The sequence below is a fragment of the Mesorhizobium sp. RCAM 05099 genome, from assembly GCF_059683685.1.
Genome location: NZ_CM185035.1, coordinates 213,146 through 227,401 on the forward strand (window position 1 = coordinate 213,146; position 14,256 = coordinate 227,401).

17 protein-coding genes are annotated in these 14,256 nt (G+C 63.3%); 9 read left to right on the forward strand and 8 right to left on the reverse strand.

Annotated features, from left to right (window positions below):
• Positions 1–49: 49 nt before the first annotated feature.
• Both bchE and AC56QQ_RS00975 read right to left on the reverse strand, forming a co-directional pair.
• Positions 50–1,597 (reverse strand): magnesium-protoporphyrin IX monomethyl ester anaerobic oxidative cyclase, encoded by a 1,548-nt coding sequence (gene bchE / locus AC56QQ_RS00970; RefSeq protein WP_497125207.1) that lies wholly within the window; start codon positions 1,595–1,597, stop codon positions 50–52.
• A gap of 110 nt (positions 1,598–1,707) precedes the next feature.
• Positions 1,708–2,184 carry an Lrp/AsnC family transcriptional regulator gene (locus tag AC56QQ_RS00975; RefSeq protein ID WP_091575722.1) on the reverse strand — a complete coding sequence of 159 codons (477 nt, stop codon included), beginning with the start codon at positions 2,182–2,184 and terminating at the stop codon, positions 1,708–1,710.
• Between the two features lie 140 nt (positions 2,185–2,324).
• On the opposite strand from AC56QQ_RS00975, the gene phhA reads away from it, so the two are divergent.
• The gene (gene phhA, locus AC56QQ_RS00980) at positions 2,325–3,161 is read left to right on the forward strand and encodes a phenylalanine 4-monooxygenase (protein WP_497125208.1); all 837 of its coding nucleotides are present in this window, start codon (positions 2,325–2,327) and stop codon (positions 3,159–3,161) included.
• A gap of 46 nt (positions 3,162–3,207) precedes the next feature.
• Here phhA and AC56QQ_RS00985 read toward each other — a convergent pair whose 3' ends face one another.
• A complete protein-coding gene (locus AC56QQ_RS00985; RefSeq protein ID WP_497125209.1) occupies positions 3,208–3,708 on the reverse strand; it encodes a MarR family winged helix-turn-helix transcriptional regulator in 501 nt (166 codons plus the stop codon).
• A 95-nt stretch (positions 3,709–3,803) separates the two neighbouring features.
• On the opposite strand from AC56QQ_RS00985, the gene AC56QQ_RS00990 reads away from it, so the two are divergent.
• The gene (locus AC56QQ_RS00990; RefSeq protein ID WP_497125210.1) at positions 3,804–3,971 is read left to right on the forward strand and encodes a hypothetical protein; all 168 of its coding nucleotides are present in this window, start codon (positions 3,804–3,806) and stop codon (positions 3,969–3,971) included.
• A gap of 89 nt (positions 3,972–4,060) precedes the next feature.
• Here the strand turns inward: AC56QQ_RS00990 and AC56QQ_RS00995 are convergent, their stop codons facing one another.
• The 3 genes from AC56QQ_RS00995 to AC56QQ_RS01005 form a co-directional block, all read right to left on the reverse strand.
• Complete coding sequence (locus tag AC56QQ_RS00995) at positions 4,061–5,500, reverse strand: GMC oxidoreductase (RefSeq protein ID WP_497125211.1); 1,440 nt, start codon at positions 5,498–5,500, stop codon at positions 4,061–4,063.
• Positions 5,497–5,679 (reverse strand): hypothetical protein, encoded by a 183-nt coding sequence (locus AC56QQ_RS01000; protein ID WP_256752417.1) that lies wholly within the window; start codon positions 5,677–5,679, stop codon positions 5,497–5,499. The genes AC56QQ_RS00995 and AC56QQ_RS01000 overlap by 4 nt, the downstream gene beginning before the upstream one ends.
• A gap of 185 nt (positions 5,680–5,864) precedes the next feature.
• Positions 5,865–6,626: a GGDEF domain-containing protein gene (locus AC56QQ_RS01005; protein ID WP_489858958.1), complete on the reverse strand. Its 762-nt coding sequence runs from the start codon at positions 6,624–6,626 to the stop codon at positions 5,865–5,867.
• A 161-nt stretch (positions 6,627–6,787) separates the two neighbouring features.
• On the opposite strand from AC56QQ_RS01005, the gene AC56QQ_RS01010 reads away from it, so the two are divergent.
• On the forward strand, positions 6,788–7,495 hold the full coding sequence (locus tag AC56QQ_RS01010) for a pyrimidine 5'-nucleotidase (protein ID WP_489858957.1): 708 nt from the start codon (positions 6,788–6,790) through the stop codon (positions 7,493–7,495).
• Positions 7,496–7,549: 54 nt separating this feature from the next.
• Here the strand turns inward: AC56QQ_RS01010 and AC56QQ_RS01015 are convergent, their stop codons facing one another.
• The gene (locus AC56QQ_RS01015) at positions 7,550–8,389 is read right to left on the reverse strand and encodes an LOG family protein (RefSeq protein ID WP_489858956.1); all 840 of its coding nucleotides are present in this window, start codon (positions 8,387–8,389) and stop codon (positions 7,550–7,552) included.
• 227 nt (positions 8,390–8,616) lie between these two features.
• Between AC56QQ_RS01015 and dapD the strand changes: the two genes are divergently transcribed.
• The 4 genes from dapD to AC56QQ_RS01035 all read left to right on the forward strand — a co-directional run bounded on the left by dapD (position 8,617) and on the right by AC56QQ_RS01035 (position 11,006).
• A complete protein-coding gene (gene dapD, locus AC56QQ_RS01020) occupies positions 8,617–9,471 on the forward strand; it encodes a 2,3,4,5-tetrahydropyridine-2,6-dicarboxylate N-succinyltransferase (protein ID WP_497125212.1) in 855 nt (284 codons plus the stop codon).
• A 271-nt stretch (positions 9,472–9,742) separates the two neighbouring features.
• Entirely contained in the window at positions 9,743–9,904 is a 162-nt protein-coding gene (locus tag AC56QQ_RS01025) for a DUF805 domain-containing protein (protein WP_497129263.1), read from the forward strand.
• The gene (locus tag AC56QQ_RS01030) at positions 9,897–10,274 is read left to right on the forward strand and encodes a DUF805 domain-containing protein (protein WP_497125214.1); all 378 of its coding nucleotides are present in this window, start codon (positions 9,897–9,899) and stop codon (positions 10,272–10,274) included. The genes AC56QQ_RS01025 and AC56QQ_RS01030 overlap by 8 nt, the downstream gene beginning before the upstream one ends.
• 21 nt (positions 10,275–10,295) lie before the next feature.
• The gene (locus AC56QQ_RS01035; protein WP_489858952.1) at positions 10,296–11,006 is read left to right on the forward strand and encodes a hypothetical protein; all 711 of its coding nucleotides are present in this window, start codon (positions 10,296–10,298) and stop codon (positions 11,004–11,006) included.
• Here AC56QQ_RS01035 and AC56QQ_RS01040 read toward each other — a convergent pair.
• Entirely contained in the window at positions 10,972–12,015 is a 1,044-nt protein-coding gene (locus AC56QQ_RS01040; protein WP_497125215.1) for a 2-dehydropantoate 2-reductase, read from the reverse strand. The genes AC56QQ_RS01035 and AC56QQ_RS01040 overlap by 35 nt on opposite strands.
• 129 nt (positions 12,016–12,144) lie before the next feature.
• On the opposite strand from AC56QQ_RS01040, the gene dapE reads away from it, so the two are divergent.
• Positions 12,145–13,338, forward strand: a complete 1,194-nt coding sequence (gene dapE / locus AC56QQ_RS01045) for a succinyl-diaminopimelate desuccinylase (protein ID WP_497125216.1) — start codon at positions 12,145–12,147, stop codon at positions 13,336–13,338.
• Between the two features lie 5 nt (positions 13,339–13,343).
• Positions 13,344–13,943 (forward strand): transporter, encoded by a 600-nt coding sequence (locus tag AC56QQ_RS01050; RefSeq protein ID WP_497125217.1) that lies wholly within the window; start codon positions 13,344–13,346, stop codon positions 13,941–13,943.
• Positions 13,944–14,256: the final 313 nt, after the last annotated feature.

A 14,256-nucleotide genomic window follows, 5' to 3' on the forward strand; every position in this document is an offset into this window, starting at 1 on the left:
GCTCGGCCTGACCTGAAACTCAACACACCTTAACCGAGGGCAATAACAGTCAGGGGCTCGGCAAAATCGTGATCCCGGATGATGTCAGCTTTCGCGCTGATCGTTGAACGGTCATCGATTCCTCCTCGGCGTCCTGCGGCGCGCCCCAGAACTCGGCAAGCGTCGGGCCGTCCTGCACCCGGCGGTCGCGGACCAGAAAGCCCCAGACCTCGCGGAACCAGACGCGGCGGCCCATTTGCGTGTACCAGCGCATCGAGTGCCGCTGCTCGGGGTCCTTGTGGAACAGGATGCGGGCCAGCGCCTTCGGCCGCGACTGCACCGCCAGCTCGATCAGCTTGACGCTGAAGAACAGCATCCACGGCTTCAGCCGCGTCATGTGCAACACCTGGTGCTTGTAGTCCCACAGCCGGGCATCCCTTTGGATCACCTTGCGGTCCCGCGCGATCCTGAAGAACGGTGTCCAGCGGTGTGGCGTCACATAAAGCGCCTGGATCTGGTCCGGATCATAGGCAAGGAGCTGGCGGAAGCCGCGCCACAGATCACGAAAGCCTTCATCCTCGAAGCCAGCCACCCAGGTCGCCATCGACAGGATGCCATGCTGGCGCAGCAGCCTTATCGCCTCGCGGTCGGATGAGGTGCTGCCGCCCTTGCGGATCAATTGGAGCGTCTGTTCGTCGGTGTTTTCCATGCCGAGCAGCCAGCGGATGATTCCGGCCTTGCGGTAGAGATGCAGGATGTCGGCGTCGCGCACGATGTCGTCGGCGCGGGTCGAGCCGACGATCAGCACCGGCACGTTCTGCGCAATCATGGCATCGAGGAAGGCGCGCCAGGCCTTCTTCGAAACCGTCGGATTCTCGTCGGCGAGGTTGATCAGCTCGACGCCGTGTTCCCGGTGCAGCCAGGCAATCTCCTTGGCGAATTTCACCGGATCGCGATGCCGCCAGCGGGTCCAGAAGCCGCGCTGGCCGCAATAGTTGCACAGATGCGGGCAGCCGCGTGAAAACTGCATCACCACGGCACGTTTGCCGCCCCAATAGCTGTAGCGGCGGTGATCGATCAGCTCCCAGCCGACGCGGTAGGCGTCGAGTTCCGAAATGGTCATTGCCGGCGGCGTCGCGAAGGGGCGGCGCAGATCGTCGCGAAAGGCGATGCCGGCCACGCTCGCCGGCGGCTGGTGCATCTCCAGCGCCTCGACCAGCGCCACGACGGTCGCCTCGCCCTCGCCACGCACGATGAAGTCGAAGACTTCCGTCGCCGTGAGGATGTCGCGCCAGTGATAGGTCGGGAAAACGCCGCCATAGATGATGATGGTCGCCGGTTCGCGATCCTTGATCATGCGCGCGATGAGCAGGGCGGTCGGATGCGCCGAGGTCGAGCCGGAATGGCCGATCAGGACGAAGTCGGGACAGTCGTGGAGCGCGTTGCGCACCACCATGTCGAGCGGCATCGGCCCGAATTCGGCATCGACGAGCCGCACCTCGTGGCCGGCATCGATCAGCGGACCGCCGAGCGCCAGCAGGCCGAGCGGCGGCAGGTGGTCGTCCGGCACGCGGCTGCCGATGGCGGTGTGCGGTGGATTGATCAGGACGATTTTCACGGCGGACCTCCTGGGAAGTTGGTCCGCGCATGCTGGCCGGCGATATGGACGCGCGCTTGGCCCGTTTCAGCAGTTTGCGTGCAGCTTTTCCGCAGGAATGCCGAGCACCATCATCGCCTGAGATGGCCGAGCGGCACGTGGCCTGGTCCCTTGATGTTCTGCAGCACCAGTTGCGTGTGCACGTCGCGCACGCCGTCGAGCCGCATCAGCCGGTGCATGACGAAGGCGTTGAGCTCGTCGACCGACGGCACCATGACATGCAGCAGGAAATCATGGTCGCCGGTCATCGTCCAGCACGAGGACACCTCGTCCATGCGCTGGACGGCGGCAATGAAGGTTTCGGGCGAGCCGTCGCTGTGGCTGACAAGGCGAACCTGGATGAACACCTCGACCATCAGGCCGACCGCCCGGCGGCTGATCACCGCGGCAAAACCCTTGATGATGCCGGCATCCTGCAGCGCTTCGAAACGTCGCGCGCAGGGCGTCGTCGACAGGCCGATCTCTTGCGCCAGTTCGGAGACGGGCTTGCGTCCATCGCGTTGCAGGACATCGAGCATCTTGATCTCGAAATCATCGAATTGAGGCATTTTCACTCCCGGTAGGCATTAATTGAGTGAATATTATCTCGAATATTCCGTTCGAGCCATCATCAAAACCGATTTGCCTCGGCAGATCCGGTTAGCCTCATGGCACCGTTCGCCACTCATGATTTGCGAGGAGAAAAACCATGACGACGATGAGCGTTGCCGAATACGCCCGCGATTGCGCGGCGCAAGGGTTGCGCGGCGACTATTCTGTCTGCCGTGCCGATTTCACCGTGGCGCAGGGTTACGATTACAGCGCCGAGGAACAGGCGGTGTGGCGCACGTTGTGCGACCGCCAGACCAAACTGACGCGCAAGCTCGCCCACCACTCCTATCTCGACGGTGTCGAAAAACTCGGCCTTCTCGACCGTATCCCCGACTTCGAGGAGGTCAGCGGCAAGCTGCGCAAGCTGACCGGCTGGGAGATCGTCGCCGTTCCGGGTCTCATTCCCGCCGCGCCCTTCTTCGACCATCTCGCCAACCGCCGCTTTCCGGTCACCAACTGGCTGCGCACCAGGCAGGAACTCGACTACATCGTCGAGCCGGACATGTTCCATGACTTCTTCGGCCACGTGCCCGTGCTGTCGCAACCGGTGTTCGCCGACTTCATGCAGATGTATGGCAAGAAGGCCGGCGACATCATCGCGCTGGGTGGCGACGAGATGATCACCCGGCTCTACTGGTACACGGCCGAGTATGGCCTGATGCAGGAGACAGGCCAGCCGCTGAAGGCCTTTGGCGCCGGCCTGATGTCGTCCTTTACCGAGTTGCAGTTTGCCGTCGACAGCAAGGACGCCCATCACGTGCCCTTCGACCTCGAAACCGTGATGCGCACCGGCTACGAGATCGACAAGTTCCAGCGCGCCTATTTCGTGCTGCCGTCCTTCGATGCGTTGCGCGATGCCTTCCAGACCGCCGATTTCGAAGCGATCGTCGCGCGCCGCAAGGGCCAGCCGGCGCTCGATCCGGCGACGGTCTAGCTGTGGTGATCTCCCGCCCTCAAACGGGCGGGAGGCATCGGCACCCCTATCGCCCGTTTGGGGTGTCCGGCCCTTCGGCCTTCAGTCGCGCCAGCTGGTCGCGCTGCAGGTCGAGCGCGGCGTTGACGAAGCGCGATATGGTAGCGAGTTCGGCGTCGCTGAAGGTGGCGATGACCTTTTCGCCTTCCCGCGCGATGGCGCCGTAGTAGCGCGCCGACAGTTTCCGCGTCGCCTCGGTCGCCTCGATCACCACCTTGCGCCTGTCTTCCAGACTGCGCGTGCGCGTCAGCAGGCCGCGCGCCTCAAGCCGGTCGATCAGCGCGGTCACCGCGGCCGGCGTCAGCCCGGTCGCGGTCGCGACCGCGCCGGCCGATTGCGGGCCGCCATGGAGCAGCCCGATGCAATGGCGTTCGGCCATGTTCAGCCCGAGTCTCGCCCCCACCGCTTCGTCATAGGCCTGGGTCGCGTCCTGCCACTGCATGATGGCCAGGCCGATAGCCCTCGCCGTCTGGTCGCGATTCCCGCTTGACGAATTTATTTCGATCATCTAATTATCAATCTGTCTAACATTTAGACTGTAACAGCAATATGCGGCTCCAGCTCGGACAAGGCAAGGGCGAGCCGCCGACCAGGAGTGAAAAAATGAGCTTGATTCAACAGCGGCAGCCCCCCTCGCATGAGGACGAGTTCAAATACGCCAAGCTGGCGATGGAATGGTACGGCTGGGGCTCCCCCATCGGCCTCGGCATTCTGCTTGTGGCGCTGGCCGCCGCTGCCGTGCTGCTGCGCATCGCCGTCTACGGTTTTTGAAACCATGCCGGGTTTCTGCCGGCCCCGGCATCGGCGCCGGCAGGCATGACATTGCAATGATAAAGGACGAGCCTGTCTCGGCAAGCCGCTCAGACGGCGACCACCTTGCTCAGATGCTCGCCCAGCCGGCAGGCCAGCGCGGTAATCGTCGTCGTCGGGTTGGCTTGACCGGATGTGCAGAACACCGAGGAGCCGCCGACATAGAGATTGTCCATGCCGTGCACCTTGCAGTTGGCGTCCACCACACTCTTGGTGATGTCGGTGCCCATGCGCGTGCCACCCATGTGATGGTGCCCCGCGGTCTCCTCGTTGGTCGGATAATCCTCGCCGTTGGCAATCCAGTCGATCAGACGAACACGACCGAGATCCTTCTCGATGAGTGTCGTGCCGAACAGCTTCAGGCCTTCGACAAGCGTGCGGCGTTCCAGCTCCGACTTCTTCCAGTGCAGCTCGATGCGCGGCACGCCGGCATGGTCGACATCGGTCTTCGACAGTTCGATCTGGTTGGAGGCCAGCGGCGCCTGTTCCCAGGCGACATAAAGCTGGGCCGCGCAGCGCAGGTTCTGGCTGAGCTGATAGGCGACCCACTCGGCCATGTCGGGCGCCGTGCAGGCGAGGTCGGCGATCACGTGCTTGATCCCGGCGTAAGGCGTCTCGATCAGCCTGATGCCGAAATTCATGATCCGCAGCCGTTCCATGGCGGCCAGCGTCGGCGAGAAGAAGGCCTCGTTGACGGCATCGACCTCGAACTCGCCATAGTCGGCCAGGATGGCATTGCCGCCCTCGAAGGTCGGGTGCTCCATCCAGTAGCGGCCAAGCGCCGTCGCATTCGGCACGACGCCACCGTTCGAGCGCTGGTTCGACCACAGAAGCAGACGTGAATTCTCCAGCCCGCCGGTGCAGACGATGAAATAGTCGGCGCTGAACGAGCCGGCATCCTGCCCGTTCGACCACAGCCTGGCCCCTGTCACTCGCTTGCCGTCGCCGGCAAGCTCGGTGGCATAGGTGTTGAGCACCACCGCGATGTTCCTGCTCTTGTCGAGCTCGTCGGCGAATTTTTCGGCAAAACGCACCGCCGGGCTCTTGATCAGCTGCACCCAGCGAATGTCGTCCGAGATCGGCACATCCGGCCGGAAATCGGGAAGTTCGAGGATGTCGTGCACCTCAGGCAAATAGGGTTCGATGTCGGCGCGGCGGATCGGCCAGCCGGTATCGGGTGCCCAGGCCTTTGGCTCGAAATCCTGTTTGTCGAGGACGCGGCACCAGCCGGCCCAGTGGTTCGAGCTGCCACCCATGAAGCGCAGCCGGGTGATATCGAGATCGAAGTAGAAATCACCGACCGTGGTGCCACGATAGAAATCCTGCGACTCGTCGCTGAACTCCCTCGATCCAGCCTCCAGCACCACGACCGGAATGCCGGCGGCGCCAAGCTTGCGGGCAATGGTGGTGCCGGCCGGTCCGGAGCCGAGGATGCAGACCTTGGGCTTGAAGTTGGTGGCGCGATACCCCTCGTAGCTGTCGAAGATCATGCCAGGTCGCTCCGCTTCAGGATCCAGCCATTGACCTCCACGATTTCATTCGGGTCGGCGTGGGATGGATCGCTATCGGACGCGTTGGCATCAGGCAGCTTGCGGAACAACGACAGGGCAGGCAGTGCGATCAGCGCCTGCACGATGCTGCGGCGCGACATTTTCTTGAAGAAACTCATGACAGGTCTCTCGATGGGGCCTCGACTGCGCATGGCATTCCCTGAACGGCACATGCCCTGAAGGAAAAGCCAATTTCGTGCCAAGCTTGCCCACAAGTCAGCGAAAACCGGGTAAACGGCGCAACCGGATGCAAACAGTGTTAGAAATTCGTTAACAGGCCGGCTGTACCGGATCGGCGGACTAATCACGCCGCCGCGGAGATATCCGTGTCGAGGATCGTCAGGTTGCGGCCCCCGTGCTTGGCCTGGTAAAGGCGCCGGTCGGCGGCACGCATCAGGTCCGATACGTTGGCCTCCTCGCCGCAGACGGTGCCGCCGATGCTGACAGTGAGCGGGATGGTCCGCTCGTCGATGGGCCGGAAACGGATCAGTTCGACTTCGCGGCGGATGCGCTCGGCGACGCGCTTGGCCTCCTGTTCGGTGGCACCGACCAGGAAGGCGCCGAACTCCTCGCCGCCGATGCGGCCGAGCACATCGCCGCTGCGCACGCCGCGCTCGATCGCGCTGGCGATCAAAAGCAACGCGTCATCGCCGGTCAGGTGGCCGAAGCTGTCATTGATCCTCTTGAAATGGTCGGCGTCGATGATCAGCAACGCGCCGCGATCGGACTTGCGCCTGGAGCCGTCGAGTGCGGCAAAGAAACTCTCCCGGTTGAGCATGCCGGTCATGTCGTCGCGGCTCGCCTTTTCCTCCAGGCGGCGATGCGCGGCGGCGAGCTGGGCGTGCGCCCGGGCGAGATCGCGATGCGCGTTCTTCAGCCTGTCGCTCTGCCAGAATGTGCTGGCGCCGGCGATCCAGGCAATGACGAGCGGGCAAACCGTCGAGGTCAGCCAGATCGTCCGGTTGATGGGAAATCCCATTGCCGGAACGATGATCAGCGTCAGCAGGAGAGAGGCGGCGACGGAGGCGAAGGCGATCGCGGCGGACTTCAGAAATATACGACTCATCGCTTGCTCCCACAGGACTGCCTCTCTGCCAGCAAGCCCTGAAGGCCACCTTTCCCGGTTGTCTAAAATTTGAATCGTGACGGCATTTTCTGCCCCCTCGACGCGCATAGGTTGTGGATAAAGTCGCTTTCAGAATGCCCGTTTCATGCCATAAGGATCGCATGACAACGCTCCCCGATCCCGCCCGCTTCGCCCACGTCACCGACTGGGTGTTCGACCTCGACAACACGCTCTATCCGCACCATTCGAATCTGTTCTCGCAGATCGACGTCAAGATGACCGCCTATGTCGGCGAGCTCCTGGCGCTGCCGCGCGACGAGGCGCGCAAGCTGCAAAAGGAGCTCTATCTGGAATACGGCACGACGCTCAACGGGCTGATGACGCGTCACGGCATAGACCCCGACGATTTCCTCGAGAAGGTGCATGACATCGACTATTCATGGCTGGTGCCCGATCCCGTTCTCGGCACCGCCATCCGCCAGCTACCGGGCCGCAAGTTCATCTTCACCAATGGCGACCGCAAGCACGCCGAACGCACGGCGCGCCAGCTCGGCATCCTCGACCATTTCGACGATATCTTCGACATCGTCGCCGCCGGGCTCAATCCCAAGCCGGCGCGCCAGACCTACGAGAAGTTCGCCGCGCTCCACGCCGTCACCGGCCACAATGCGGTGATGTTCGAGGATCTTGCCCGCAACCTTTCGGTGCCGAAGTCGCTGGGCATGACCACGGTGCTCGTGGTGCCGCGCAATTTCGAGCCGACCTTTTCCGAAATCTGGGAGCGCGATCCCGCCCAGGAAGACGATGTCGATTTCGTCACCGACGATCTCGCCGCCTTCCTGACGGCGATCGTCGAGGTCGCTGCCTGAGGGTTGTCGATATTCAGGTGATGCCGGCCTGCAATCAGGGGCTCCGCCACGCTCTCACAGATTGTAGAAGCGGCTGATGATGCCCCAGGCCTCGTCGGCGGTGTCGACGAAATCGATGATGTCCTGGTCGCCGGGGCTGATCGTGCCCTGCTCGGCGAGGAAGTCGAGGTCGATCGCCCGTTTCCAGAACGATTTGCCGAACAGGATCACCGGCACGCGCTCCATGCGACCGGTCTGGATCAGGGTCAGCGTCTCGAAGAACTCGTCCATCGTGCCGAAGCCGCCGGGAAACACCGCCACGGCCTTGGCGCGCATGACGAAATGCATCTTGCGGATGGCGAAATAGTGGAAGTTGAAGCAGAGCTCCGGCGTCACATAGGCGTTTGGCGCCTGCTCGTGCGGCAGCACGATGTTGAGTCCGATCGACGGCGCACCGACATCGTCGGCGCCACGGTTGCCGGCTTCCATCACGCCGGGCCCGCCGCCGGTCACCACGACATACTCGCGGTAATATGAGGTCGCCGACTGCTGCGAGCAGAGGCGGGCGAATTTGCGCGCTTCCTCGTAGTATTTGCTGTTTTCCTCGAGGTTCTTCTTCTGCGTCTCGTTCTTGGCCGCCCAGGCCTCACCACCGGGCTCGGGCAGGCGCGCGCCGCCGAACAGGATCACCGTCGAACGGATGCCGCGCTCGGCCAGGATCATTTCCGGTTTCAAGAGTTCGAGCTGCAGCCTGACCGCGCGCAGTTCGCGCCGCGTCATGAAGTCGGGATCGTTCCACGCCAGCCGGTATGTCTCGGCCCGCGTCTGCGGCGTGTCCGGCACGCTTCTTGACCGCTCCAGATCCTCATCCGAATGCGGCAGCGGCGTCCATCCCGCCTTTTCCATAGGAGTCATAGTTGCGTTACCCGTCCAGTTCTTCACTTGCGCCGTCCCATGACGCAGCCGCGATTGACCCTCACCAGGGCTTCACTTAAGCAGGTTCCGCAAAAGTGTCCTGCGGTTTTGCGACAAGAACCTGTTACAGGCAAAGACCTGGGCAGGCGAAGCATGCCCAGGGTCCGCGCGACTTTCAAAACAGGTTAAGGCGCAGCCCCTTAACAGCTTGGTAATGGAGCGAATTCATGTCGAACGCCGATCTGGCAAGCCTCGAGAAGACCATCGAGAAGGCCTTCGAGGAACGCGATGCCATTTCGACGGCGACCCGCGGCGAGACGCGCGACGCCATCCAGTCGGCGCTCGACCTGCTTGATCGCGGCACAGCCCGCGTCGCCGAGCGCCAGGCCGACGGCAAGTGGCATGTCAACCAGTGGCTGAAGAAGGCGGTGCTGTTGTCCTTCCGGCTCAACCCGATGGAGATCATCAAGGGCGGTCCCGGCCAGGCCGTGTGGTGGGACAAGGTGCCGTCGAAGTTCGACGGTTGGAGCGCCGTCGATTTCGAAAAGGCGGGCTTCCGCGCCGTGCCGGGATCGATCGTGCGCCGCTCGGCCTATATCGCGCCGGGCGCCGTGCTGATGCCGTCCTTCGTCAATGTCGGCGCCTATGTCGACTCAGGCACCATGATCGACACCTGGGTCGGGGTCGGTTCCTGCGCCCAGATCGGCAAGAACGTCCATCTGTCGGGTGGCGTCGGCATCGGCGGCGTGCTGGAGCCGATGCAGGCCGGCCCGACTATCATCGAGGACAATTGCTTCATCGGCGCGCGCTCCGAGGTGGTCGAGGGCTGCATCGTGCGCGAAGGCTCGGTGCTCGGCATGGGCGTCTTCATCGGCCAGTCGACCAAGATCGTCGACCGCGCCACCGGCGAGGTCTTCTATGGCGAGGTGCCGGCCAATTCCGTCGTCGTCGCCGGATCGCTGCCCGGCAAGCCCTTGCCCAACGGTGAGCCTGGCCCCAGCCTCTACTGCGCCGTCATCGTCAAGCGGGTCGATGCCAGGACCCGCTCCAAGACCTCGATCAACGAATTGCTGCGCGATTGATCTTTGCCGCAAGCGAGTGCACCTTCCCCGGCGCGACAATCGGTCGCGCTGGTTCAACATGGAGGGGTGACATGGACTGGAAATATCTGCTGACGAGTTTTGACGGCCGCATCAATCGGGCCAAGTTCTGGGCCGGCATCGGCATATTCATCGTTATCGGCATTGTTGCCTTCATTCTCGACGCGATCCTCGGCCGCGTTTCACCACCGCCAGTGGTGGCCAGGTCGGCATCATCGGCATCCTCTTCGCGCTGGCATCTATCTATTTCGCGATTGCTCTCTATGCCAAACGCTGGCACGACCGGAATAAGTCGGGCTGGTGGACGCTGATCGGCCTCGTACCCGTCATCGGCGGCATCTGGCTGCTGGTCGAACTGGGCATTCTCGAAGGCACCAGGGGTGCCAATCAATACGGACCGGACCCGCTTGCCTGACAGATCAAATCTCACTTGGCTTTTCTTCAAAACCTCGGGCCGCGTCAGCCGCGCGGCCTATTTTCTTGGCGGGTTGCTCGTCGCCATCATCCAGGCCTTTCCGCTCTATCGCTTCACGCTGGTGCCGGAAGGCTCGGCGGAGAGCAACATGTGGTCGTTCATCTTCTTCATCGCCTTCATCGCCTCGCTATGGTCGAACATCGTGCTGGCGGTGAAGCGCCTGCACGACCTCGACAAGCCGGGCATTGCCGCGCTGATCCTGTTCGTGCCGGTCGTCTCGATCGTCGCCTTCCTTGTGTTGTGCCTGTTTTCAGGGCAGCCTGGGCCCAACCGCTATGGCCGGCGCACCAACGAGCCGGCCCAGTCATGAGGGCCGGCCGGATATCTCGCCATGCGCTACCGCACGCTTGATCCGAAACTGATCGTCGAAACCGCCGAACGGCTGGAAGAGCGGATCGCCGACCGTTTTCCCGAAGCCGGACTGCGCGGCGTTGCCGCCGAGCTGGTCTCGCTGTCGCGCGATCTGGCCAAGGCGGCGAAGGCGCTCGAAGCGCCGATCTGGTGGCTGCGCGGGCTCATCATCGCTGCGGTCGTCGCGGGCGCGCTGATCTTTCTGTTTGTCGGCACCATCCTGCCGCTCATTCACATTTCCCAGGCCGACGATGCGGTGCAGTCGGTGCAAGGCATCGAGGCCACGATCAACATGATCATCCTTGCCGTGCTCGGTTTCCTGGCGTTGATCCGCACTGAGGAGCGTATCAAGCGCAAGCAGGTGTTTCGCCAGCTGCACGGCCTCAGATCGCTGATCCACGTCATCGACATGCACCAGCTGACCAAGGATCCGGCGGCGCTGTCGGCCAATTTCAAGCCGACCGAACATTCGCCGGCCCGCATCACCAACGCCGCCGACCTTGCCCGCTACCTCGACTACTGCTCCGAAATGCTGTCGATCACCGGCAAGATCGCCGCGTTGTTCGCGCAATCGGTCAATGACGATGTGGTCATTGACGGCGTCAACGACATCGAGAACCTGGCGTCCAACCTGTCGCGCAAGATCTGGCAGAAGATCACCCTGATCGACGGCCGTCTGGCCGCGCGTTGACCTGTTCCGGCGCCAGGCCGGGTGGTCCTCGTTTTTCCTGTTCGGCGGTGCGCACCAGCGCCGCGACCCGTTTTGTCAGAGGCGCCGATGTGCCCGCCTTTTCAGCCAGCCGCAGGATCGCGCCCTGCAGGTCGTCGATCTCCGTCGGCCGCCCGCGTTGCAGATCGTCCCACATCGACGAGCGCGCCTCGGGGGCGATGGCGAGCATGCGTCGCGCCAGCAGCCTGAACAGCCAGTCCGGCAGCCGGAGCACCTTCGGCAGCAGTGCTGGCCGCAGGCCGGCGATCCGCGCCGGCGCGATGCCCGACGCGTTCATCGCCTGCAGCGCCTCGTCGATCTGACCCGCCAGGATCAGGCGCCAGCGACGGTCGGCGAGTTCCCTCGCCAACGGCAGGCCCGACAACGCGACCAGCGCGTTGTTCAAATTCATCAGCAGCTTGCCCCACAGCACGGCCTGCATGTCGCCATGGGCTTCGACCGCAAGCCCTTCGACGCCGAGGAGGCCGATCAGGCCGGCGTCGCCGTCCTCGATCATCACCTTGCCGTCGCTGGCGCGATGCACGCGCAGCGGCAACTCGCCGTCCGGCGACTGCACGACATTGAATGGCACCATGCCGGCCAGCACCCTTCGCCCGTCAAGCCCGGCACGCAGCCTGTCGGCATTGTCGACCCCATTCTGCAGGCTGACCACGACAGCATCAGGACGGGCATGGGCCTTGATGAGGGCGGCCATATCCGTGGTCGCACCGCTCTTGACCGTGACCAGGATCACATCCGCCTTCGGCAAGGCAACGGCGGGATCGGTGGTGACGATAAGTGCTTCCGCCTTGAGGGAACGGTCGTGGCCATCGAGGTCGCTGACCCGCAATCCGCCTTGCCGCAATGCCGCCTCGACACGCGGCCGGGCGAGCAGAATCACCCGGCGTCCAGCGAGCGCCAAGCAGCCGCCGGCATAGCAGCCAATGCTGCCGACGCCGGCAATGACGATTGTTTTGTCCCCGTCTGTCATCCTGTCGCTCCCCCCGGAGCCCACAATTATACGACATGAAAACCATAATGTCGGCGGTATCGTCGGCCATTAACCTGGCCTCTATGTCTGGCCGTGACAGGCCTTCCGCTTTCGACTATCGCTTTTGCCATGACGCTGCCGACCGATCCCGCCGAAAACCTCGCCACCCTTATCCGTTGTGCTTCGGTGACGCCCGCTGAGGGCGGCGCGCTGACCGCGCTGGAAACGATGCTGAAGCCGCTCGGCTTCCTGGTCGACCGGCCGGTGTTCTCCGAGGACGGCACGCCCGATATCGAGAACCTCTTTGCGCGGCGTTCCGGCAACGGCCCGCATCTGATGTTCGCCGGCCATACCGACGTGGTGCCGGTCGGCGACGAAGCCGCCTGGACGCATCCGCCTTTCGCCGCCGAGATCGCCAATGGCGAGATCTATGGCCGCGGCGCGGTGGACATGAAGGGCGGCATTGCCTGTTTCATCGCCGCCGTGGCGCGCCATGTCGAGACAAAGGGTGGTCCGAAAGGTTCGGTCTCGCTGCTGATCACCGGCGACGAGGAGGGCCCTGCCATCAACGGCACGGTCAAGCTGCTCGAGTGGGCGGCTTCCAAGGGCGAGAAGTGGGATGCCTCGATCGTCGGCGAGCCAACCAACCCGGATGCGCTTGGCGACATGATCAAGATCGGCCGGCGCGGCTCCATGTCGGGCGCCATCACCGTCAATGGCCGCCAGGGCCATGCCGCCTATCCGCAGCTTGCCGACAATCCGGTGCGCGGGCTGATGGGCCTTGTCGACGCCTTACTGCATCCCGTCTTCGACAAGGGAACAAAGGATTTCCAGCCGACCAACCTGGAAGTGACGTCCATCGATGTCGGCAACCCGGCCACCAATGTCATTCCGGCAAAAGCGACCGCCACCTTCAACATCCGCTTCAACGACACCTGGACGGCCGAGACGATCCAGGCTGAAATTCACAACCGCCTCGACCAGGCGGCGAAGCGCAAGAAATACCGGCCGGGCAAGAAGACGCCGGTCGACTACGACCTTGTCTGGCGCGATCGGCCGAGCCATGTCTTTCTGACCCGCGACGACAGGCTGATCGAAACGCTGAGTGGTTCGGTCAAGGCGGTGGTCGGCAGGAAGCCGGCGCTGTCCACCTCGGGCGGCACCTCGGACGCGCGCTTCATCAAGGATTACTGCCCGGTGGTCGAGTTCGGCCTGGTCGGCAAGACCATGCACATGGTCGACGAGCGTGTCGCCATTGCCGATCTCGAAACGCTGACGCAAATCTACCAGCGCTTCATCGACGACTGGTTCGGACAGGGCTGAGCAGCATGCTTTCGGCGGACGAGACCCAAGCTTCGCTGACCGGCGCCTGGCGGCTTATGCTCGGCAAGGTCGACGGATTGCGTCTGCTCGACCTGTCGGCCGACGGTTTCTGGAACTCCTTTTTCGCCATCGTCGTTGCCGCACCGGCGCTGATCGTCGGCTGGGTCGGCATTGCCAACGAGATCGGCGATCCCAATGCGTTCGCGGGACGCTTCGGCATGCTCGTCCGCCTAGCTACGGTCGATATCAGCTCCTGGGTGCTGCCGCTGATCGCTCTTGCCCTGGTCGCGCGGCGTGCCGGCATAGGCAGCCGCTTCGTCCACTATGTCGTTGCCAGCAACTGGGCTTCGGCCATCACCGCCTGGCTGATGCTGCCCTCGGCGCTGATCAGGCTTTTCCTGACGTCCGCGAGCCAGATCTCGAGCCTTGTGTCGCTGCTGTTGTTCGCGCTGTCGATGGTGCTGACCTGGCGCATGACCAATGCCTCCATCGGCAAGGGTGCCGCGGTCGGCACCGCCGTTTTCGTTGGCATGTTCATCGCCTCGCTGATGGTGCTGTTCGGGCTGCAGATGCTGCTCGGCATCACCGTGCCGGCTGACATCTAGGCCTGGGCCACCGCCATATCAGGGTGTTCATAACATTCCTGCGCGATCCAGCCGAGGCAACGCGCGTCGAGTGCCGGGATCGCGGATATCGACCCGTCCGGGTGAGCCCGGCCTGGCATTCGCATGCCCACCAAATCTCGTCGGCGCCATTCGGACAGAGCCGCAATCCCGACTTGCCTCAGCCGAAAGGGCTGAGAAGGGCCGTGATTTGAGACATTTGCCCACCCCTGCGGGATGAAGGGCATTGCCGGGCACGATGCTCATCTTGGCAGCTTCCGTTTTGCGATCGATCACTCCTGGAAAGTCTTCCAAC